Source organism: Selenomonas sp. AE3005 (assembly GCF_000686945.1).
GTDB lineage: Bacteria > Bacillota > Negativicutes > Selenomonadales > Selenomonadaceae > Selenomonas_A.
In genome coordinates this window covers 110,575-131,413 of sequence record NZ_JMME01000002.1, presented here as the reverse complement: position 1 = coordinate 131,413, position 20,839 = coordinate 110,575, and the positions used below count along the sequence as shown (strand labels likewise).

General features: G+C 49.8%; 22 protein-coding genes. 5 read left to right on the top strand and 17 right to left on the bottom strand.

Annotated features, from left to right (window positions below):
* Positions 1–27: 27 nt before the first annotated feature.
* The 4 genes from gatB to priA all read right to left on the bottom strand — a co-directional run bounded on the left by gatB (position 28) and on the right by priA (position 5,740).
* Positions 28–1,467: an Asp-tRNA(Asn)/Glu-tRNA(Gln) amidotransferase subunit GatB gene (gatB, locus tag DL94_RS0102945; protein WP_028128868.1), complete on the bottom strand. Its 1,440-nt coding sequence runs from the start codon at positions 1,465–1,467 to the stop codon at positions 28–30.
* The gene (gene gatA, locus DL94_RS0102940) at positions 1,467–2,936 is read right to left on the bottom strand and encodes an Asp-tRNA(Asn)/Glu-tRNA(Gln) amidotransferase subunit GatA (protein ID WP_028128867.1); all 1,470 of its coding nucleotides are present in this window, start codon (positions 2,934–2,936) and stop codon (positions 1,467–1,469) included. The genes gatB and gatA overlap by 1 nt, the downstream gene beginning before the upstream one ends.
* A gap of 16 nt (positions 2,937–2,952) precedes the next feature.
* Positions 2,953–3,243 (bottom strand): Asp-tRNA(Asn)/Glu-tRNA(Gln) amidotransferase subunit GatC, encoded by a 291-nt coding sequence (gatC, locus tag DL94_RS0102935; RefSeq protein WP_028128866.1) that lies wholly within the window; start codon positions 3,241–3,243, stop codon positions 2,953–2,955.
* A gap of 70 nt (positions 3,244–3,313) precedes the next feature.
* The gene (gene priA / locus DL94_RS0102930) at positions 3,314–5,740 is read right to left on the bottom strand and encodes a primosomal protein N' (RefSeq protein WP_028128865.1); all 2,427 of its coding nucleotides are present in this window, start codon (positions 5,738–5,740) and stop codon (positions 3,314–3,316) included.
* 122 nt (positions 5,741–5,862) lie between these two features.
* Between priA and DL94_RS14005 the strand changes: the two genes are divergently transcribed.
* Positions 5,863–7,014 carry an SLC13 family permease gene (locus DL94_RS14005; protein ID WP_051586265.1) on the top strand — a complete coding sequence of 384 codons (1,152 nt, stop codon included), beginning with the start codon at positions 5,863–5,865 and terminating at the stop codon, positions 7,012–7,014.
* Positions 7,015–7,074: 60 nt separating this feature from the next.
* Here the strand turns inward: DL94_RS14005 and DL94_RS0102920 are convergent, their stop codons facing one another.
* A complete protein-coding gene (locus tag DL94_RS0102920; protein WP_028128864.1) occupies positions 7,075–7,629 on the bottom strand; it encodes a zeta toxin family protein in 555 nt (184 codons plus the stop codon).
* On the bottom strand, positions 7,619–7,861 hold the full coding sequence (locus tag DL94_RS0102915) for a hypothetical protein (protein ID WP_028128863.1): 243 nt from the start codon (positions 7,859–7,861) through the stop codon (positions 7,619–7,621). The genes DL94_RS0102920 and DL94_RS0102915 overlap by 11 nt, the downstream gene beginning before the upstream one ends.
* A gap of 260 nt (positions 7,862–8,121) precedes the next feature.
* Here DL94_RS0102915 and DL94_RS0102910 point away from each other — a divergent pair, with 260 nt between their 5' ends.
* Positions 8,122–8,358: a hypothetical protein gene (locus tag DL94_RS0102910; protein ID WP_028128862.1), complete on the top strand. Its 237-nt coding sequence runs from the start codon at positions 8,122–8,124 to the stop codon at positions 8,356–8,358.
* Between the two features lie 54 nt (positions 8,359–8,412).
* Here the strand turns inward: DL94_RS0102910 and DL94_RS15965 are convergent, their stop codons facing one another.
* From DL94_RS15965 to DL94_RS0102880, 6 genes are all read right to left on the bottom strand, one after another.
* The gene (locus DL94_RS15965; RefSeq protein ID WP_156031652.1) at positions 8,413–8,562 is read right to left on the bottom strand and encodes a YvrJ family protein; all 150 of its coding nucleotides are present in this window, start codon (positions 8,560–8,562) and stop codon (positions 8,413–8,415) included.
* Positions 8,563–8,623: 61 nt separating this feature from the next.
* On the bottom strand, positions 8,624–8,836 hold the full coding sequence (locus DL94_RS0102900) for a DUF2922 domain-containing protein (protein WP_028128861.1): 213 nt from the start codon (positions 8,834–8,836) through the stop codon (positions 8,624–8,626).
* A gap of 14 nt (positions 8,837–8,850) precedes the next feature.
* Positions 8,851–9,063: a DUF1659 domain-containing protein gene (locus tag DL94_RS14000; protein WP_037371209.1), complete on the bottom strand. Its 213-nt coding sequence runs from the start codon at positions 9,061–9,063 to the stop codon at positions 8,851–8,853.
* A gap of 438 nt (positions 9,064–9,501) precedes the next feature.
* Positions 9,502–10,032 (bottom strand): hypothetical protein, encoded by a 531-nt coding sequence (locus tag DL94_RS0102890; RefSeq protein WP_028128860.1) that lies wholly within the window; start codon positions 10,030–10,032, stop codon positions 9,502–9,504.
* A gap of 123 nt (positions 10,033–10,155) precedes the next feature.
* A complete protein-coding gene (locus DL94_RS0102885; RefSeq protein ID WP_028128859.1) occupies positions 10,156–10,674 on the bottom strand; it encodes a hypothetical protein in 519 nt (172 codons plus the stop codon).
* A 535-nt stretch (positions 10,675–11,209) separates the two neighbouring features.
* Positions 11,210–11,923 carry an HI0074 family nucleotidyltransferase substrate-binding subunit gene (locus tag DL94_RS0102880; protein ID WP_028128858.1) on the bottom strand — a complete coding sequence of 238 codons (714 nt, stop codon included), beginning with the start codon at positions 11,921–11,923 and terminating at the stop codon, positions 11,210–11,212.
* 140 nt (positions 11,924–12,063) lie between these two features.
* On the opposite strand from DL94_RS0102880, the gene DL94_RS0102875 reads away from it, so the two are divergent.
* The gene (locus DL94_RS0102875; RefSeq protein ID WP_028128857.1) at positions 12,064–13,824 is read left to right on the top strand and encodes an Rqc2 family fibronectin-binding protein; all 1,761 of its coding nucleotides are present in this window, start codon (positions 12,064–12,066) and stop codon (positions 13,822–13,824) included.
* A gap of 18 nt (positions 13,825–13,842) precedes the next feature.
* Positions 13,843–15,009: an MFS transporter gene (locus tag DL94_RS0102870; protein WP_028128856.1), complete on the top strand. Its 1,167-nt coding sequence runs from the start codon at positions 13,843–13,845 to the stop codon at positions 15,007–15,009.
* 76 nt (positions 15,010–15,085) lie between these two features.
* Here DL94_RS0102870 and DL94_RS13995 read toward each other — a convergent pair whose 3' ends face one another.
* Together DL94_RS13995 and DL94_RS0102860 are read right to left on the bottom strand one after the other, a co-directional pair.
* The gene (locus tag DL94_RS13995; protein WP_028128855.1) at positions 15,086–16,609 is read right to left on the bottom strand and encodes a sensor histidine kinase; all 1,524 of its coding nucleotides are present in this window, start codon (positions 16,607–16,609) and stop codon (positions 15,086–15,088) included.
* Entirely contained in the window at positions 16,606–17,295 is a 690-nt protein-coding gene (locus tag DL94_RS0102860; RefSeq protein WP_028128854.1) for a response regulator transcription factor, read from the bottom strand. The genes DL94_RS13995 and DL94_RS0102860 overlap by 4 nt, the downstream gene beginning before the upstream one ends.
* A gap of 133 nt (positions 17,296–17,428) precedes the next feature.
* Between DL94_RS0102860 and DL94_RS0102855 the strand changes: the two genes are divergently transcribed.
* Positions 17,429–17,629, top strand: coding sequence for a hypothetical protein (locus DL94_RS0102855; protein ID WP_028128853.1), 201 nt, complete (start codon positions 17,429–17,431; stop codon positions 17,627–17,629).
* 103 nt (positions 17,630–17,732) lie between these two features.
* On the opposite strand, the gene DL94_RS0102850 is transcribed toward DL94_RS0102855, so the two are convergent.
* The 3 genes from DL94_RS0102850 to trmL all read right to left on the bottom strand — a co-directional run bounded on the left by DL94_RS0102850 (position 17,733) and on the right by trmL (position 20,835).
* Complete coding sequence (locus DL94_RS0102850) at positions 17,733–19,346, bottom strand: MBL fold metallo-hydrolase RNA specificity domain-containing protein (RefSeq protein ID WP_028128852.1); 1,614 nt, start codon at positions 19,344–19,346, stop codon at positions 17,733–17,735.
* Positions 19,347–19,409: 63 nt separating this feature from the next.
* On the bottom strand, positions 19,410–20,321 hold the full coding sequence (gene murB / locus DL94_RS0102845) for a UDP-N-acetylmuramate dehydrogenase (protein ID WP_028128851.1): 912 nt from the start codon (positions 20,319–20,321) through the stop codon (positions 19,410–19,412).
* A 22-nt stretch (positions 20,322–20,343) separates the two neighbouring features.
* The gene (gene trmL, locus DL94_RS0102840) at positions 20,344–20,835 is read right to left on the bottom strand and encodes a tRNA (uridine(34)/cytosine(34)/5-carboxymethylaminomethyluridine(34)-2'-O)-methyltransferase TrmL (RefSeq protein ID WP_028128850.1); all 492 of its coding nucleotides are present in this window, start codon (positions 20,833–20,835) and stop codon (positions 20,344–20,346) included.
* Positions 20,836–20,839: the final 4 nt, after the last annotated feature.

Below are 20,839 nucleotides of genomic sequence, written 5' to 3'. Positions count from 1 at the left end.
AAGGGGAAGGCTATTTTACTGATTTTATCAATTCAGCTTTTCAGCCAATAACTTGTTGACCATCTGCGGGTTGGCTTTACCCTTGGAGGCCTTCATAACCTGGCCTACGAGAGCGCCGATAGCTTTCTTGTTGCCGCCCTTGTAGTCGTCAACAGCTTTCTGATTGTTGGCGATAACTTCGTCCACAATGCCTTCGATGGCTTTGGTATCGGTAATTTGTACAAGGCCTTTGTCCTTGACGATTTTTTCCGGGCTGTCGGTATTCGTCCACATTTCCTGGAAAACCTTCTTGGCAATCTTACCGGAAATGGTATCCTTCATGATGAGCTGAATCATTTCGCCCAGGCGCTGTGCGTCCACCGGTGATTTGCTGATGTCGAGGCCTTCCTCGTTGAGGTTCTTGGCCAGGTCGCCCATCATCCAGTTGGCAGCCAGCTTGGCGTCAGCGCCCGTAGCCACTACGGCATCAAAATACTCAGCCATAGCGCGGGAGCTCGTGATGATACCGGCATCGTAATCAGACAGGCCGAAATCCTTTTCCAGACGTGCACGGCGGGCATCGGGCAGTTCCGGCAGTTCGCTACGGTACTTTTCGATGGTTTCTTCGCTGGTCACGATAGGCGGCAGATCCGGTTCCGGCATGTAGCGGTAGTCATGGGCATTTTCCTTGCTGCGCATGGACAGCGTAATGCCACGGGCCGGGTCATAGGTACGGGTTTCCTGCACGATATGGCCGCCGTCCTCGAGGACCTCCGTCTGACGCTCAATTTCGTAGTTAATGGCATCTTCGAGGTTCTTGAAGGAGTTGATGTTCTTCATCTCGGTACGGGTGCCAAGTTCCTTCGTGCCCACGGGGCGCAGGGATACGTTGATATCAGCACGCAGGTTGCCTTCTTCCATACGGCAGTTGGACACATCGATGTATTCCATGATGGCCTTGATTTTTTCCATATAGGCGCGGGCCTCTTCGGCCGAGCTCATATCCGGTTCGGATACGATTTCGAGGAGGGGTACGCCGGTACGGTTGTAATCAACGTTACTGGACGCGGAATCCTTGATGGTCGTGCCGGAGTGCACGAGCTTGCCGGCATCTTCTTCCATATGGATACGCGTCAGGCGAATGCGTTTCTTTTCGCCGTCCACGTCAATATCTACCCAGCCATGTTCAGCAATCGGCAGGTCGTACTGGGACGTCTGCCAGTTTTTCGGCAGGTCAGGATAGTAATAGTTCTTGCGGTCGAACTTGCTGTACTTGTTGATTTCGCAGTTCGTGGCCAGACCAGCCTTGATACCGAACTCCACCACACGCTGATTTACCGTGGGCAGTACACCAGGCATACCCAGACAAACCGGGCATACATGAGTGTTCTGGTCAGCACCAAATTCCGTGGCACAACCGCAGAAAATCTTGGTTTTCGTCTTTAATTCGCAATGTATTTCCAGGCCAATGACGGCTTCGTACTTCATTAGTTGTTACCTCCCAGCTGCGGCATTTTCGTGTGATACTCCTGGCTCTGTTCATAGGTGTAAGCCGCACGGATAATGGTTTCTTCATCCAGCGCCTTGCCGATAAGCTGCATGCCGATAGGCATTCCCTTGCTGCTCATGCCGCAGGGAATAGAGATACCCGGCAGGCCAGCCAGATTCAAAGGTACGGTGCAGGCATCCTGCAGGTACATCTGCAGCGGGTCGCCAGCCATTTCACCAATCTTGAAGGCCGTCGTCGGGGCAACCGGGGCCAGAATTACGTCCACCTGTTCAAAGGCCTTGGCATAGTCCTCTGCAACAAGCGTACGCACTTTCATGGCCTTGAGGTAGTAAGCATCATAGTAACCGGCAGACAGAGCGTAGTTGCCGATAACGATACGGCGTTTTACTTCCTCACCGAATTTTTCCGTACGGGTGTTGGTCATCATGGCAACGAGGTCTTCACCCTCAACACGCTCGCCATAGCTTACGCCGTCATAACGCTGCAGGTTGGTTGCTGCCTCAGCCGGTGCAATGAGGTAGTAGGCGGAAATCGCATAATCCGTATGCGGCAGCGAAATCTCGACGATTTCCGCGCCCATTTCCTTGTACTTTTCAATAGCCGTGCGGATAGCCTTTTCCACTTCGGGGTCCATGCCCTTGACGAAGTATTCCTTCGGCAGGCCGATTTTAAGGCCCTTCACATCTTCCACCAAAGCCTTGGTGAAATCCGGTACTTCCGCGGCACTGGAAGTGGAGTCCATATCATCATGGCCAGCGATGATGTTGAGAATATTGGCGCAGTCCGTCACATCGCGCGTCACAGGGCCAATCTGGTCCAAAGAAGAACCGTAAGCCACGAGACCATAACGTGAAACACGGCCGTAGGTCGGCTTTAAGCCTACCACGCCGCAGAAGGAGGCCGGCTGACGGATGGAGCCGCCCGTATCGGAGCCCAAAGACCAAATTGCCGTACCAGCAGCTACAGATGCGGCGCTGCCGCCCGATGAACCGCCCGGTACGCATTCCGTATTCCAGGGGTTGCAGGTCGGATGGTATGCGGAATTTTCCGTGGAACCGCCCATAGCGAACTCGTCCATGTTAAGCTTGCCCAGGATAACCGGATTTTCGGCTTTGAGCTTGGTCATTACCGTAGCATCATAAGGCGGTACGAAGTTTTCCAGAATCTTGGAGGCGCAGGTCGTCTTTACGCCCTTGGTGCAGATATTGTCCTTGATGGCGCCCGGGATACCTTCGAGGAAGGAAATCTCCTCGCCGCGGGCAATCTTTTCGTCCACGGCCTTGGCCTGAGCCAGAGCCTCGTCACGGGTTACGGTCAAATATGCTTTAACGTCGCCTTCCACCTCGTCAATGCGCGCCAGCACATCTTCGGTGAGCTCTACACTTGTAATCTCTTTATTCACCAGCATGTCATGGAGTACATGAGCCGGTTTTTCATATAATCTCACGTTCAATCCTCCTGCCTTAGTCTTCCAGAACCTTCGGTACTTTGAAGTAGCCGTCTTCCTTGAGCGGCGCGTTAGCGAGCGCTGCCTCACGGTCAAGGGACTCTTTCACTTCGTCCTTGCGGAACACATTCTGCATGGGCAGGGCGTAAGTGGTCGGCTTAACATTTTCCGTATCCAGCTCGGACAGATTGTCCATATAGGTCAGGATTTTATCCATCTGGTCAATGTACTTGTCTTCCTGGTCGGCAGAGATTGCCAGACGGGAAAGAACAGCTACATTTTGCAAATCTTCTTTAGTAACTTTCATTTTCTCACCATCCATAGATGTTAATTGCTAAAAAACATACCTAGTCATTATAGCACAAAAACCGCCATACTTAAAGCATGGTAATCGGGTCAATATCAATGGCCACGTCGGTACGCAAATGCAAGCCTGCCGTACGCAGGAAAGCCTGCACCGCTGCTATATCCGTGGTCTTTATCAGCACCACATAACGGTAAATCCCCCGGAGTCTGGCAATCACCGCCGGCGACGGGCCGATAATCAGCCGGCCCTGCTGCCCGCTAAAATGGCTGTTGAAGTCATTTATTAGCTGCCGGGCACTGCCCTTGGCCGCCGCCTCGTCCTCATGTTGAAAAAGCAGTTTCACAATCCGGCTGTACGGCGGATAAAAAAGTCCTTGCCGCATGGCCAGTTCCTGCTCATAAAAGCCTTCGTAATCCTGGGCCATACCACAGGTAACGGCATAATGTTCGGGATTATAAGTCTGAATGATAACCTTGCCCTGGGTGCCATGACGCCCGGCCCGGCCTGCCGTCTGCGTAATCAGCATAAAACAGCGTTCCGCCGCCCGGAAGTCCGGCAGGTTCAGACTGGAGTCAGCGCTTATTATCCCGACCGCCGTCACATTGGGAATGTCATGCCCCTTAGCCACCATCTGCGTCCCCAGCAAAATATCATACTCATGCCGGCGGAACTTTTCCAAGATTTCCTGATGGGCAAATTTCGTATTAGTCGTATCCCTGTCCATGCGGATAACACGCGCCGAAGGTACAAGCTGGTGCAGCTCCTGCTCCAGCTTTTCCGTCCCGGAACCAAAATATTTGATATAACGGCTGCTGCATTTAGGGCACACGTCAGGCACCTGCTCTGTCACATCGCAGTGATGGCAGGCGAGTTTACCGCTTTGGTGATAGACGAGCGGCAGGCCGCAGAGTTTGCACTTGATGACCTCGCCGCAGGAACGGCACATGACAAAGGTCGAAAAACCCCGGCGGTTCAGCATGATGATAATCTGCTGGCCCTTGCCCATGGTTTCTTCGATAAGCTGACGCAATGCCTGGGAAAGAATATGGCGGTTGCCCATACGCAATTCCTGGCGCATATCCACACACTGCACCACAGGCAGCGGCATATTGCCAATGCGCTTGGGCATGGTCAGCAGGGTAAGCTCACCTTGTATAGCGCGGTAATAACTTTCCATGGCCGGCGTCGCACTGCCCAGCAATAAAATACCCTGATGGATTTTAGCCAGTTCCTCGGCCACCACTCTGGCATGATAACGCGGCGATTCGTCCTGTTTATAGGAAGAATCCTGCTCCTCGTCCATAATTATCAGCCCGATATTATCAAGCGGCGTAAACAGCGCCGACCGCGCACCGATTACGATACCAGCCTCGCCCCGGCGCACCCGGACCACCGCATCATTGCGCTCCGCTAGCGACAGGCGGCTGTGCATGACCACAATATCATCAGGGAAATAACCTTTAAAGGCCATCACCACCTGACCTGTCAACGCGATTTCCGGCACCAATACGATGACCTGCCGTCCTGCCGCCCTAACCTTGGCCGCCATTTCCATATAAACCTGCGTCTTGCCGCTGCCCGTTACCCCTTTGAGCAAAAAGCCATGATACTCCCGGGCTGACAGATAAGGCTCCATCGCCTCTAACGCTTTTTGCTGGTCAATTGTCAGTTCTACTTCCTGCCGCTGGCTGTGACTGGCAGCATAACTGTCACGCAGAACGCGTTTTTGCCCGATTTCCACCAGGCCGGCTGCCGTGAGATTATTGACCGTCGCCGTGGACACCTGCAAGGCCTTAAGTTCCTTAAAGTCAAGCGTGCCCTCTGCCGCTGCGGCTAATAGTTCCAGCAGGTGCAGCTGGGCTTTTTTACGCTTATACGCCGCCGTTAGGTCCGGCGTAACAGCCGTCTTTAAACGGACATATTTTTCATATCGCAGCTTTTCCCGGCTCTGTGCCAAATATTCCTTGCGGATAACGCCATACTGACATAGTTTTGCTAAAGCCTGTGCCAGGTCAACACCAGCTAATGGCACGGCCTTGGCAATTTCATTTTTGCTGCTGCCGGGATTACTTGTCAGACAGCTATAAATTTCCCTATAGCCAGGCATATGCAAGAGCACATGTTCTTCCTGGCCGGCCACCGCCTGATAGCAGACATTTATCTTTATACCGCTTTTCCCCGGCATAAACAGCCGCATCATTTCCGCAAACGAACACAGGTAAAAATCTGCCAGCCATTTGGCCGCCTGCAGCATCAAGGGCGAAAACCAGGCCTCTTCGTCCACTGCCGCCTCGATGGGCTTTAACTTAATATCCCCCAGTTCCTCTGGCGATTTTTCCGCCACCGCCACAATAAAGCCTTCGACCTTGCGCCCGCCAAAAGGCACAAAAACACGCCAGCCTGCCTCCAAATAGGAAAGCTCGGCTGGCACGCTGTAGGTATAAGCCTTGGCTATGCTTTTTACGGGAATATTAACAAAGACGCTGGCTGTCAGCATGTATTTTTAACCACCATTCATTAAGTCTTTCAAGATATATAAATTCTAGCATTCCCCCTGTGAATACGCAACCAATTATGTTATACTTTGTCTTTGATTAGAAACGACAAAGGAGTTTACCTATGTATATATACCAAAAGCTGCGCCAGAATCCTGACCTGACCGCAGCCTTGTTACTGGCGATGGTCACGAGCCTAATCGCGCCTCCCGGCTTAAATGAAATCATACCGCGCATCAACCTGCCCCTGCTGGGCCTACTGCTCTTTCTTATGTGCATTGTGGCCGGCCTCAGACTCAGCGGCTTTTTTGCTGCCATCTTTCAGCAGGTGTTTCATGGCAGCGCCTCCGGCCGTCCCTTGGGAAGATTTTTTATCTTCAGCTGCTATTTCAGCTCCATGTTCATCACCAATGACGTCGCCCTGATTATCTTTGTCCCCCTGGCCATTATGGTCTTTACCGAGGCCCGGCGAATACGCCTCATCGTCCCCACTGTCTGCTGGCAGACTATCGCGGCCAACCTCGGCAGTATGCTGACTCCCATCGGCAATCCGCAAAACCTGTTCATCTATTCCCACTACGGCCTTGAACCATCAGAATTTCTTGCCATCACCGCCCCCATTGTGCTTATAAGCGGTGCTGCCATTTATCTGGCTGCCTTCAGCCTCCCCGATTGCGATGTCACCCTGCCACAGCAGCCAGGCACCACCCTGCCATGGAGAAAAATCCTCCCTTTGCTGCTGCTCTTTGGCCTCTGCCTTCTTCATGTGGTACATCTCCTTGACTTCACCCTGCTGGCCATTATCGTAATTCCAGCCATTGCCCTGCTTAACCACCGTTTATACAAGGAGGCCGACTATAAACTACTGCTGCTCTTTGCCCTGCTGTTCATCGGCGTCGGCAATCTCAGCCACATCGAGTTTTTCCAAAGCTGGCCGGCAAAAATGCTCAGCGGCCACGAGTTTTGGGTATCACTTCTTTTAAGCCAGCTGCTCAGCAACGTACCGGCCACCGTCCTGCTGGCCAACTACACCACCGCTTACACGCCGCTATTGCTCGGCGTAAACATCGGCGGCCTCGGCACCATCATCGCCTCCATGGCCAGTGTCATTTCCTTCAAAGCCTACCTGCAAACACGTTTCAGCAAACCCGGCTACTACCTGCTGACCTTCACCGCCAGCAACCTCGCCGTACTGATACTGCTGCTGCTCTACTATCATTTCTATATGACCTACGGCGGAATACTGACACAACACCTGTATACGGCAATTCCATAGCAAACAAAAAGTGGCTGACAGTCAAATTGACATGTCAGCCCTTCGTTTTCCCTATCTACTTTATTCCATTAAGTCTAATATCTGATCTTCGCTCCATAAAGCATTAGCAAATATCGAAACATCATCCTTATGCTTCCTAATTATTCTGCAAGGCTCTTCGGTATTATCATAAACATGCATGATGTCACATATTTCCAATAACTTTTTTATATTAGCCAAAGACTTCTTATATCTTGTCACAATCTTGTCTTTCTCGACATCATGTCCGCCTTGAGCCACTCTAGTCTTTACTCTTGCAACATTGATATAAGGGTTTACTGTCAACACAAAAATACATTTTATAAAATATCCTTCAGCTTTAGCTTTTCTCAATATATTCAATTTATATTCTGATGACAACACCGTTTCAAAGGTAAAATCCCTTCTAGCGGCAATAGCATCATATCTTTTTTGGTCAACCAAACGGGCAGCTTCTCCATTATCCATCCCCGTAGCTGCTACAACATCATCCGCATTGGTATATTCCCCGATTTTTTCAAAATATTGTGTAAAAGTGCTTTTTCCTGAACCATTAGGTCCAGCTATTACCAATATCATCGGTTTCCTAATTGACATATTGTATGCTCCCGTCAGCATATTCTAAAAAAGCTTTCTGAGTCTTAATATCATAACGAGCTATAGGTTTATTACATATTTGGGCTTTATGAATGGCAGAACGCACAGCAGCCACAGCACGCTTATCCATTTCAGCATCGTTGGTGCTTATAAGCCCATCATGAAGAGTTAAATCACTATTAGAAATAATTTTAACAGACATTTTACCTATTTGTTTTACTTTATTAGCCATTCATCTCACCTTCCTCACACAACTGATTCTTTATTACGATTTTATCACCAACACAACTAATAAGCAAGACAAGCTCTTAATAACAATGACTGTGGCACATTTTTTATTTCATAGTCCCATCTTCTATTTCATACAATAGATTATTTGTTCATCAATTCTAACTACGCCCCCTAGAGTATCTCGCTATCACCGCTCCCGCTATGCTCGTAAGCGGCCGCCATTTATCTAGCAACCTTAAGCCCCCCGAAAGTGATGTAACCATGCCACAACAGTCAGACACAACCCTGCATGAAAAAATTGTTCTACTACTACTGAATTTTATCGGCGGTCTCGGCACCATAATCGCCTCCATGGCCAGCGTGATTTCCTTCAAAGCCTACCTGCTGACCTTCACCGCCAGCAACCTCGCCGTGCTGATACTGCTGCTGCTCTACTACCATTTCTATATGACCTACGGCGTAATGCTGACACAACACCTGTATACGGCAATACAATAGCCAAACCACAAGGGGCTGACAGTCAAAATGACATGTCAGTGGCGTCCGCTGCTTCTACTTTTCACACCGATTTAACTCCTGGATAAATTCTCCCAACTTGTCAGTGAATTTATCCATGGACTCCTTGAAGCTGGTCAGCAGATATAATGTCACCACTATAGGGAAGCCCACAGCACAAACTGCGTTAAAAATCATCTGTTCCATATGACGCTCCTTATAGTGTAAAAGCCCCAGCTTACGCCGGGGCTCTGCAGTAAACTGCCCCTTACGGAAGTTTCGTTTCTTCGACCTTGCGGACAAAGACCTTATCGAGTGAGGCCAGGCTGCTTTCACCGATTGTCAGGAAATTCTTGGCAATCATCGTGTCAGCTACCTTCTTGACTTCCGCCTCCGTCAAATCCTCACGGGGATAAGTCAGAGAAAGAGTCGTAGCCTTGCCGTTGGTCAGCTTGAAATTCATAATCAGTGTGGTTTTCATGATTTACCTCCTCCTTACTCTGCCAGGTCACTGCTGTCAATGCGCCCTACAGCGTGCAGGGGCAGGCTCTGCAAATCACCTAAAGCCTGGCCGATAGCCAGCATGTCGGCGTCCGCGACTTCCGGTTTCACGCTCGTGATGTTCACGTAATTCAGCACCTCATGGCCGGAGGCGTTGGTGGACAGCACCCGAGAGAGTTTCAAGGTGGTCTTTTCGTTAATACGCATGATATTTCCCTCCTGTCTAGAAAAAGCAAAAAGGCCGCCGGATTGTCACCCTGCGGCCTTTTTGCGGAATGACAACCCAAATATATATCTAACGCATGGCTGCGTAGATACCAAAACAAAATTGTCATTTCCGAGACGTATTCAGTTAGGGATTATTATGGGAAAGCTCCTTACAGTTCTTATATTACCGAGTTGACATGTCAAAAGCAAGGCCATTATCTAAATTCCACATATCTTTAAACCGCTGGAAGCTCATCTGGCATATGGAATTGCTCATTGTTCCCTAATGCTTCTTATTTTTCACGCGGTAGTGCCTCAAATATTATTATTCCTTTGCTAGTATATTCAAGAATTTTCTCTTGGCCAATAAGTTAGAATAGATTCGCCACCTATTTACTCAAAGGCACTATCTGTATCAATAGCATCTTTTGCAGCATTTTAATCAAGGTATTTACTGAGTTCCGTTACACCGGCAATTCTCCAAAAAAGCCCCAAAAGGAATCCATTGTCATATTTATATTCTTTAGCTGAAATATTCTCCCCTGTTCTACCAACGACACAACTTAAAAAACGAATAACTCGTCCATTAGACGTCTTATATGTAGAAAATCTATAGGTATTAGGACTTACCTTGGCAGGATTTCCATTCTTATCTGCACCACCGCCACCAGCATAAACAATACAGCTCAAATAGGCCACCCCATTGTCAATATAGTAAGTACAACTTTTTACATCCATAAAATATACCGTAGCAGTATCTACACCACATACTGGGAAATTTTTATCAGCATATAAATAATTATCTCGTTCCCGCCTATCTTTCATCGGATAAGAAGGTACTATTCCCCACATATTATGTATGTCCTCTTTTTTATTGGTAATATCTATACCATCTGCTATTCCATTCGCAAAAACCATAGGCATACCAATAATTATCACAAATAATACTAGAGAAATTACTTTACGCATGATATTTTCTCCCCTTTTATTATGAATTTTACATTTCATAATTTAACTAAGTGGCCGGATGCAGAATCAGCACTGCTCTATTTTTTACTCGCTCAAGCAGTTCCGATTTTGTGCTAGGATTTACTATCTTGCCTTATCCACCAACGTATACAATGAATCGCTCCAATTAGGATACTGCAAGCGACCAGTCTCCTCGTCGTACCACTCTCTACCACCATAGAATTTCATTTTATACGCTATATAAAAAGCCATTTCACCCACAAAGTAATGACCAGTTTTCGCCATAGGCCCTACCGGATAAATATATCTCCATTTCCCATCGTGGCCTAGCTCATACATTTTTCGTTCGTTCCAATCGTAGAACATATGGCATACATACGTATCAGACGGCGTTACATTCCCCCGGTCAGCATCAGGAACATTCACCACTCTGACCGCAAGTTTATACACTGGCGGATTATACTCTTCTACAACTAATGAGCTTTTATCAACATAGCAAGCATATCCCCTGTGCGCGCCACACAAGATAAAGTTCTTATTTCCCCATAAATAATCCGGGTATCCCTCTGCTCTGGCGTTACTTACAAAACATACGGACATAAATGTAATTAGCAACATAGCCATGTAAATCAATGTTCGCATGATTATACTCCTCCTAATTATTATAGTGTTCTTCATCATCACCTATATTATTTTACATTATTCAGTATAATCCTTCAGCAAACGAAAAAACAGGCGACTAACTTTTGACTTGTCAGCCGCCATTTTTATCTGAAAACAACAAAAGCCCTAAGCAGGTTCCTACACTTGCCGGGGCTTTTTTGTTCGGTGCTGTCCGTAATGGAGCACTTTCATATCATTCTGTTTATCTCATTTTAGCACAATGGAGCATAAACAGCAATAAATAAATTTCCCCGTGTCGGTGCTGACGTGGACAGCTTGCTGTCTACCCAAAGCAACGGACACGCGAACTTGTGACCGGCTGTGCTGGGCGGCGGTCTGTGGGGCGGAATGCCTGAGTGCTTTAGGTGTGTCACTCCCCCTGCACTACCCTCACGAATTAATTTCGCGTTACAGTTCTATATGATTCTGACCATCAATAAGAACGCCAAAAAGGGCTGACAGTCAAAATGACATATCAGCCCCCTCATTGACAAGTCAATCCCTATCCATTTGCTTAAATTTCCTGCAAGCGCCTTAAAACTTCCTCATCCCATGCCAGCAGCAGGTCTGCGTACTTTTCTTTTATAAGACGGTAAACCTCCAAAGCCGTTGACTCATTGTAGGTATGTGCTGATAAATTACGCTTTTCCTGCATATCCAGCCAACCTTCAGCATCTGCTATCATCCCCTGTTTCCATCCTTCACGGATACTGGAACGAGGACTGCTGACTGTAATCCCTTCATATTCCAACACAACCTTCATCAGTTTCCATGCGAGCTCAAAACAAAACTCAAATCGCTGAATTGTAGCATCCAAATACATATCATCAGCATCAGGTTCTTTTCCTAACGCTGACTGTAACCGTTCCAAAGCATGGTGATAATCATCATGTTTCATTTCTATCTTCATTCTTGTCATAATTGTTTCGCCTCCTGAGCTGCTAAAAATAAATACCCCATCATTATCTATTGCCTGTCTCAACTTATCATTTGTTTGACGCTTGTAGTCAATAATGTCAAAAGTATAAGGCAATAAGCTTTCTTCATAGGCTAAAGATAATTTTGTTATCACATCTGAGCTAGCAGAAACGGCTAAATCAATATCCGATGTCACCTTAGCATCGCCCCTGGCCCTGGAACCAAACAGTTTTACCCATTCTACTTTATCTGAATATCGAGAAATCACCTCGATTATTTTTCGCCAATGATTAAATTCAATAGTATACATTCATCGTTCCTCTTATCTTTACTATACTTACTGCCATTATATCATGAATCGACCATCACTGACATGTCAATTTGACCGGTCAACTCCGTGTGGGGTATAATTGAGGATAGTCTATTATTCGGAAATTAAGGAGATACATCATGAGTCTTGACGGCTTTTCCATGCGCCCGTTGGTGCGTGAATTGAATGACGCTCTCGCCGGGGGGCGCATAGATAAGATAACCCAGCCTAATAAGCAGTCCATCGTTTTGTCCATCAGACAGCCAGGGCAGAATCATCAGCTGCATATCAGTATAAATTCCCAGAATCCCACGGCCCATCTGCTGACGAAAAACTTAGAGAATCCGCCCGAGCCGCCGGTCTTTTGTATGGTACTGCGCAAGCAGCTGGAAAACAGCCGTATTGCTGCCATCCGCCAGCATGGGCTGGACCGTCTTATTCTCATTGACATGGACAGCATTGCCGCCGGCGGTATAATCGTCACGAAAACGCTGGTGCTCGAGCTGATGGGCAAGTACAGCAATATCATTCTGATTCAGGACGGCGTTATCATCGACGCCCTGCGTAAAATCGGCACCAACAGCAGCCGTGTCCGCACCGTACTCCCGGGCGATGCCTACGAACTACCCCCGGGGCAGGACAAGCTCGACCTTTTTACGGTACCTATGACAGAGGTTATGGCGCGTCTTCAGGCAAACTCACCGGAGGAACGTCTGGACAAGGCACTGCTGGGCACCTGCATGGGCTTTGGCCCGGTATCAGCAAAAGAAGTTTGTTTTCTCGGCGGTTTTGCGCCCAGCACTCGCCTTAGTGCTTTAGAGGACGTTGACTTCCAGGCTGTAAGTGCCGCACTGTCCGAAATCCGTGAGGCTGCCAGCGGCGAGACACCTCAGCCGGTAATTCTCATCGACGGTCAGCAAAAAGTTTTGGCCATGGCTGCCTTTCCCCTGCATTATCTAAGTGACGCTGTTACGCTCTCGTTCCCGAACATCAGTGCCATGCTGGAAAAGGCCAGCGCTTTGGCCGGCAGCTATGTTCTGCCCGATAAGGACAGGTTTAAAAAGCTCGTGAAGAACGAACTGCACCGGGCCGAAAACAAATTGGTGAAGTTAGACGAGGAAATCGCGGCCGCCGAAAACGCGGAGGAATATAAAATTCGCGGCGACAATCTGATGACTTACCAATATCAGTACAATGACCATGAAGATGCCGCCATCACCGTAGTTAATATATACAGTGAGACCGGCGAGGAAATCACCATTCCCCTCGACCAGCGTTATACCATCATTCAGAATATGCAGCTGTGCTACAAGAAGTACGACAAGCTGAAACGGGCGCAGGAGCTGTTACAGGTACAACGTCAGGAATGCGAGGCCTCTATTACTTATCTGGAAAGTATCGAGGCCTCCCTGCTGGCCTCTGCCAGTATCGGGGAAATCGCAGAGATTCACAACGAACTGGTGGAAGGCGGCTATCTGCGTGAAAAGCTCAAACGCAAAAACAATGACAAGCCCTCCCATCCCTTCCGCTTTACTGCCCCCGATGGCACGCAGATTCTCGTAGGCAAAAACAACTACCAAAACGATAAACTGACCTGCAAAACAGCCAGTTTTAATGACACCTGGTTTCATACGCAGAATATTCCCGGCTCGCATGTCATTCTGCGCAACGGTGGCGAGGAAATCAGCGAGGAAACACTTCTGCTGGCCGCCCAGCTGGCCGCGCATTTCAGCAAGGCGCAGGGTTCCTCCAAAGTACCGGTAGATTACACGGAAATCCGCTGCGTAAAAAAGCCCTCCGGCAGCAAACCGGGTTTTGTCATTTTTACCAATCAAAAGACACTTTACATCACGCCTGACGAGCAGGAATTAGCGCCGATTCTGGCGCAGGACCCACAGTAACCCTGAAAGGACTTCCCCATGAATAAAAAATATCTCTATATGCTGTCAGCCGGCCATTTGAGCGTCGATATCAACAGCGGTTCCCTGCCAGCCCTGCTGCCGTTCTTCGTCAGTGAATATGGAATGGACTACACCTCCATCGCCGGTCTGATGTTTGCCTCGTCCTTCCTCTCTTCCATTATCCAGCCCCTCTTTGGCTGGCTGGCGGACAAGGGCTCCCGGCAGTGGTTCATGGTACTCGGCGTATTGATGGCCGGTCTTTCCCTGGCCTTGACCGGTTTTGTCACCGATTACTGGGGCATCTTTGCCGCTGTCACGCTCATGGGCATTGGCAGCTCCATCTTTCACCCCGAGGCCGCCCGTAATGTCAATGCCATTGCCGGCGCCAAAAAAGGACAGGGCATGAGTATTTTCAGCGTTGGCGGTAATGGCGGCTTTGGCTTAGGCCCACTGTTAGCCGTTTTCCTGGTCACGACCTTTGGCATGCATGGCACGGCTTTCTATGGCATTGCCTCCCTCTTTACAGCCGCCATGATTGCCCTGGCCTCGCCGGCCATTCGCCGGGAATCGCAGCGCCTCTTGTCCTCCCCGGCCAGCAAGCAGCAGGCCCAATCAGCACCACAGGAAAACGACTGGCACGGCTTTTCCCGTTTGTTTCTCGTCATCGTTTTCCGTTCCACTCTCTTTACAGCTATCAGCAGTTTTCTGCCGCTGTTCTGTATTCAGGTACTCGGTGCCAGTCACGCGGTCGGCAGTGCCACACTGTCGATTATTTCCATCACCGGCGTTGCCGCCACATTAGTCGGCGGCTGGCTGGCTGACCGTCAGGGCTATGTAAACACTTTGCGCTATGGCTGCTGTCTGCTCGTGCCCTGTCTGGCCATCGTTGTTCTTACGCAAAATATCTGGGCCGTTTACGCCATGCTGATTCCTATGAGTTTTGCCATGCAGGGGCCCTACGCGGCGTTCGTGGTCTTAGGGCAAAGTTACCTGGCCAAGAGCCTGGGCTTTGCCTCAGGCGTCACACTGGGGCTGTCGTTCAGTATTGGCGGTATCATCGTTCCCTCGCTGGGCTGGTACGCCGACAGCTACGGCATTGTGGCGGTCATGCTGGTCATTCTCGGCATTTCAGTCTGCTGTGCTGCCGCTACCTTTCTCCTGCCTGAGCCTAAGAAAACATCCTAAAATAAAAACCCGAAGGATACTGCCATACAGTTCCTTCGGTTTTTTTATGACAAAAGGCAGGGCTATCTTCTTACCTTTATGACTGCGAAATTATAAATTTACTGCCTTTTCCCAGCTGGCTTACACAGGACAGACGCCAGCCATGACGCTGGGCAATTTCCCAGGCAATGGCCAGCCCCAGGCCCGTTCCCTGCTTATTATTCCCGTCATGACTGCGATGAAATTTCGTAAATATATGTTCTATCTCGGCTGGCGCAATACCACAGCCATGGTCTGCCACCACAAATTTCCAGCCTTTTCCCTGCCGCAATTGGCTGACTGTCACCGTCTCACCTGCCGGGGAGAACTTCACCGCATTGTCCAGTAAAATCAGCAATAGCTGACGGCAGCGACCGTAGTCGCCTGTCACCACGAGTGGTTCTGTAAACTCAGCCCTTAATTCAATGCCTTTCCTGTCTGCCAGCACCTGCGCCTGCTGTACGGCCTCACGAAAAGCCTCTGTCACGTCCAGCTGTTCCTCTGTCAGTTTAAAGCCGGGATTTTGCAGGCGCGTCAATTCCAGTAAATCACGCACCAACACTTCCATGCCTGCCAGGCTCGACATAGCCTGCTGCTGACAACTGGCTGTTTGTTCCGGCGTTTTTACCATTCCCTGCCAGAGTACTTCCAGTGTACCGCGCAGAATTGTCAAAGGCGTGCGCAGTTCATGGGATATTTCTGCCAGGAATTCCTGCCGCTGCTGCTGCATGGCCTGGCGCTCGTGTCTGGCCTGTTCCAATTCTGCGCCCAGCGCGTCAATGTCCGCAGCCAGCAGTCCCAGCTCGTCCTGCTGTACTATGCCCGTCCTGGCCGTAAAGTCGCCGGCAGCATAGGCCCGGGCTGTTTTTTGCATTTGCAGCAATGGCCGTAAAAACCTTCTGGTCAGGACAAAGGCGATTATTCCCGTAAGCACCAGGGCGAGCAGCAAGGACAATCCCAGCGTCCGCAGCCCCTGCCACAGGTTCTGCTCCATATTTTTTAAGGAATGGTGCAAGAGTACCACGCCTTTTATCCTGCCATCAAAGTATATGGGCGCAGCAGTTGTCAGGGCAGGCGTCCCCAGCAGCGAAGAAAAGGCCTGACTCTGCACACGTTCACCACGCATAGCCGCGGTGATGAGGTTCTCGGCCTCCCGTGGCAGTTCTGTCATGGTATCACCATTTTGACTGCCATAGGAGCAAATCATTTGACTGTCAGCAGCTACGAGCCAAACATCGCCGTCCCCCAGCTCATTGAGCTGATGAAAGAAGGAACTGTCACCGCTGATTTGCCGCCGGCACCAGCCGCCATTATTCATCATGCCGTGCCGGCCATGACCATGGCCGTGACGCATCATTGGTTCCGCCATACCGTCATTTGCCTGCAGCCATTCACCGGCCTCGCGCATGGCCGGAATCACGGCAGCCAGCGCCACCGCTCTTTTTTGCATTTCCTCCTGATGGATTACCTGACTATGCCGGGCAAATAACACCGTAAAGGCTATGCCCATCAGCAGCGAAAATAAGACCAGTACGACGGAAAAGTACAACAGCATGCGCTGCCATAATGACATATTCCTCATTGCCCTTCCTCACAATCCCAGCGATACCCACGTCCCCATACGGTAGCAATAACGCCGCCCTGACACCCGGCTTTTTCCAGTTTGGCACGCAGCCGGCGGATATGCGTATCAACCGTGCGTGTATCACCACTGTAATCATAGCCCCAGAGTAAGTCCAGTAATTGCTCCCGGGAAAAAATCTGCTGTTTATGGCTGATAAATAAATAGAGCAGGTCATATTCCTTATGCGTAAGGGGCAGTGCGTTTCCTGCCACTTCCACCCGGCCTGTCCCTTCCAGTATACGCAGATTGCCACAGGCCAGAGCCCCTGCACTTTGTTCATTTTTCTGCCAGCGTCTGAGCACAGCCTTAACCCTGGCCATTACCTCGGCCGTGGAAAACGGCTTTACCACATAATCATCGGCCCCTATATCAAGGCCCATAATGCGGTCATAATCATCTCCCCGGGCTGTTATCATGATTATCGGCACATCTGACTCCCTGCGAATCCGCTGGCAGAGGGCAAAACCATCAAGTCCGGGCATCATCACGTCGAGCAAAAGCAAATCAATGCCGCCCTCTGTAAATATCTGCCAGGCCTCCTCCCCATCACTGGCCAGCAAGGCAGTAAAACCGGCAGCGTCAGCGGCAATTTGCAAAATCTCCCGTATGGCCGCATTATCATCAGCGATTAGCAGCTTTGCCATCATAAATCCTCCTTAAAATATAGCCAGTCATAAAGAAAATTTTATTTTCGTCACCAATCGTAACACTTTCGTCACATATACCTGTAATAATAATAACATCAAACAATCTATTTTGCATTTAGGAGGTATTACCATGAAAAAAATATTTGCTGCCTGTGCCGCCGGACTCATTCTTGCCAGTGCCGTTCCCGTAATGGCTGCCGCTAATCCTGACCGTCCCGGATATTGCTGGCAGGAATCTGACCAGTCAACTGACGGCTGGCACTGCCGTGGCCGTGGCCCGCATGGTCATGGTGGCTATTGCTGGGATAACAATCAGTCCCCCCGTCAGTAAACATCCCTAGTAAAAACTGCCCTCCCCTGTAAATAACCCTTGCCGCTGCCGGCGTCAAGTTTAGCTGTTATTCACAGAGGAGGGCTTTTATTATGCGTTATCCTTAAATATTAAACGGGGCACAAAGTTTCTTTAGATAGTTAAAACCTTTGGTAATCGCTTTAAGCAGCGGTTCCATCGTCTTGGGCTGGCGTACCACAAGCTGCATGATTTTATGCCGCAAATTGCGGTATTCCGCGTCGAAGATACGCAGCTGTTCTTCCATCTCCATTTCCACCGATACTTCGGGAATATTGGACGGCTGTACCTCACAGGCCCGGCCATGAATGACCACGGCATCGCCGCGGAACGGGATATAGACCTCGCCCTTGTATTCCTTTTGAATCCTGCTCTTCAGGAATTCCTGCCCTTGGGCCTCACCATGTACGATGAAAACTTTCGCCGGTTTGGGATTTTGGAAATTGCTAATCCATTCCATCAGCTGATTGGTGTCGGCATGAGCGGAAAAGCCATTGAGTACCTGAATCTGCGCTTTGACCGCCACTTCCTCGCCCATTATCCGGACGCGTTTGATACCTTCGACCAGCCGGCGCCCCAGGCTGCCTTCAGCCTGGTAACCCACAAAGAGAATCGTGGACTCCGGACGCCAAAGGTTATGTTTCAGATGATGGAGGATACGCCCGGCGTCAGCCATGCCTGATGCGGAAATGATGATAGCCGAACCTTCCGAGCTGTTGAGCGCCCGTGATTCCTCCGGCGTCTTACAGATACGCAGCTGGGGGAATTCGACCAGTTTCTCATTATCCCCGAACATTTTAATGGCCTCTTCATCAAAGTCCTGAAAGTTCTTCAGGAAAATACGAGTGGCATTGATGGCCAGCGGACTGTCCAAAATAATCGGAATGTCACCGTCAAGCCGCCCCTGTTTCCAAAGATTGTAGAAATAATACAGCAATGTCTGGGTACGGCCTACCGCAAAGGACGGAATGATGACATTGCCGCCCCTGTCCATCGTATCGTTGATGACCTCGAGCAGCCGGGTTTCCTTGTCATAAAGCGGGTGCTGCCGGTCGCCATAAGTGGACTCGACCACCAGAAAGTCCGCGCCGTTCAGTATCGTGGGGTCTTTGATAATGGGCTGATTCGGCTGGCCCAGGTCACCGGAGAATACCATTTTACTCTCCTTGTCACCTTCCTTAACCAACAGCTCCACAATCGCTGAGCCAATGATATGACCGGCATCGTAATACTTAATGGCCAGGTGTTCTCCTAAGGTAAATTCCTGCTCATAGGGCACAGGGACAAAGTGTTTCAGCGCCTCATAAGCATCGTCAATGGTGTAAATGGGTTCAACGGGTTCTTCACCGCGGCGTTGATTTTTACGGTTGAAGGATTCGGCATCAGACTGCTGAATAAACGCTGAATCCGGCAGCATAATCTGCACCAGGTCGCAGGTGGCCTGAGTAGCATAGATACTGCCTTTAAAGCCGTCCTTAACCAATTTGGGAATCAGTCCGCAGTGGTCAACATGCGCATGCGTCAGGAATACTGCATCGATACTGGCAGGATTGAAGGGAAAAGGCTGATAGTTCAGTTCCCGAATCCGCCGCGCCCCCTGAAACATACCACAGTCGATGAGGTACTTATGGTCCTGAGCCTCCAGCAGATAGCAGGAGCCCGTCACCGTATGGGCTGCGCCTAAAAATTCCAACCGCATAAAAATCACTCCTCTCGGAATCTTACTTGTAATATTCTGAGAGGAGTGTTCTTTTTCCTGCTATTAAATTTCACCAATCATGCGAACTTCTGGCTGAAGTTCAACACCATGTGCCTCTTTTACCCGTTTCTGCACTTCCTTTATGAGGTTCAGCACATCTTCGGCAGTAGCACCGCCGGCATTGACCACGAAACCGGCATGTTTGGTTGACACCTGGGCACCGCCCACCTGCAGGCCCTTGAGACCGGTCTGGTCGATAAGCGTGCCGGCAAAATAGCCTTCCGGCCGTTTAAAGGTGCTGCCAGCACTGGGCATTTCCAATGGCTGCTTGCTTTCGCGCCGGGCTGTAAAATCGGCAATGGCGGCACGGATAGCCGATTCCTCACCAGAGGTAAGTTCCAGCTCTACTTCCACAATGGCCTCACCATTGCTCTGGAAAATACTGTGACGGTAGCCCAGTTCCAGTTCGTCCTTGGCATAGGTTTTCACCTCGCCGCTGCGCGTGACAGCTTTAACGCTTTTCACCACGTTTTTCATTTCACCGCCATAAGCGCCGGCGTTCATGAAGACCGCACCGCCGATGCTGCCCGGAATGCCACAGGCATATTCCAGACCAGCCAGGCTATGGTCAGCCGCCGCATCAGATACATCTTTTAAGAGGGCACCGGCCCCCACTACCATACGGCTGCCGTCCACCCGGATAGCAGACATATTCCGGGCAAATTTAATGACTACGCCACGAATGCCTTTATCCCGCACCAGCATGTTAGAACCATTGCCGATGATGGTCAGGGGCAGTTCGTATTCCTGTACCAGCGTCAGCAGGCGCTGGGTTTCTTCCAGACTTTTGGGCAGCAGCAGGCAGTCTGCCGGGCCGCCGATTTTAAATGTGGTATGCTCACGCATGGAGGCATCGAGCAATATTTGGTCCTGCGTCAGGATTTTTCCACAAGCTGCTAAAAAATTTTCATTTATCCGCAATTTATGATTCCCTTTCTCATTTATTCCACATTCTGAGCCCAGGGCCCTTTTCCGCCAGCGAGGCAAAATTCTGCTGACGCAGGGCCTCATAAGCCACAACAGCCACGGCATTGGAGAGGTTTAACGACCGCGCGTCCTCAATCATGGGGATACGCACACATGATTCCCAGTGAGCATTTAAAATCTCCTCGGGAATGCCGGCTGACTCCTTGCCAAAGACCAGCATGTCATCATGCCCGTAGTTCACTTCCGTATGGGCGTGGGGGGCCTTCGTGGAACAATAGTAAAACTTATGGTCAGGATACTCTTGCAGCACCTGGTCAAAATTATCATGATAATGCACTTTGACTAAATGCCAGTAATCAAGTCCTGCCCGTTTCAAATGCTTGTCATCGGTGGAAAAGCCCAAAGGGCGCACCAAATGCAGCTCTATGCCCGTAGCGGCACACAACCGGGCAATATTACCGGTGTTGCCGGGTATCTCGGGTTCGATAAGTACGATATGCAAAATA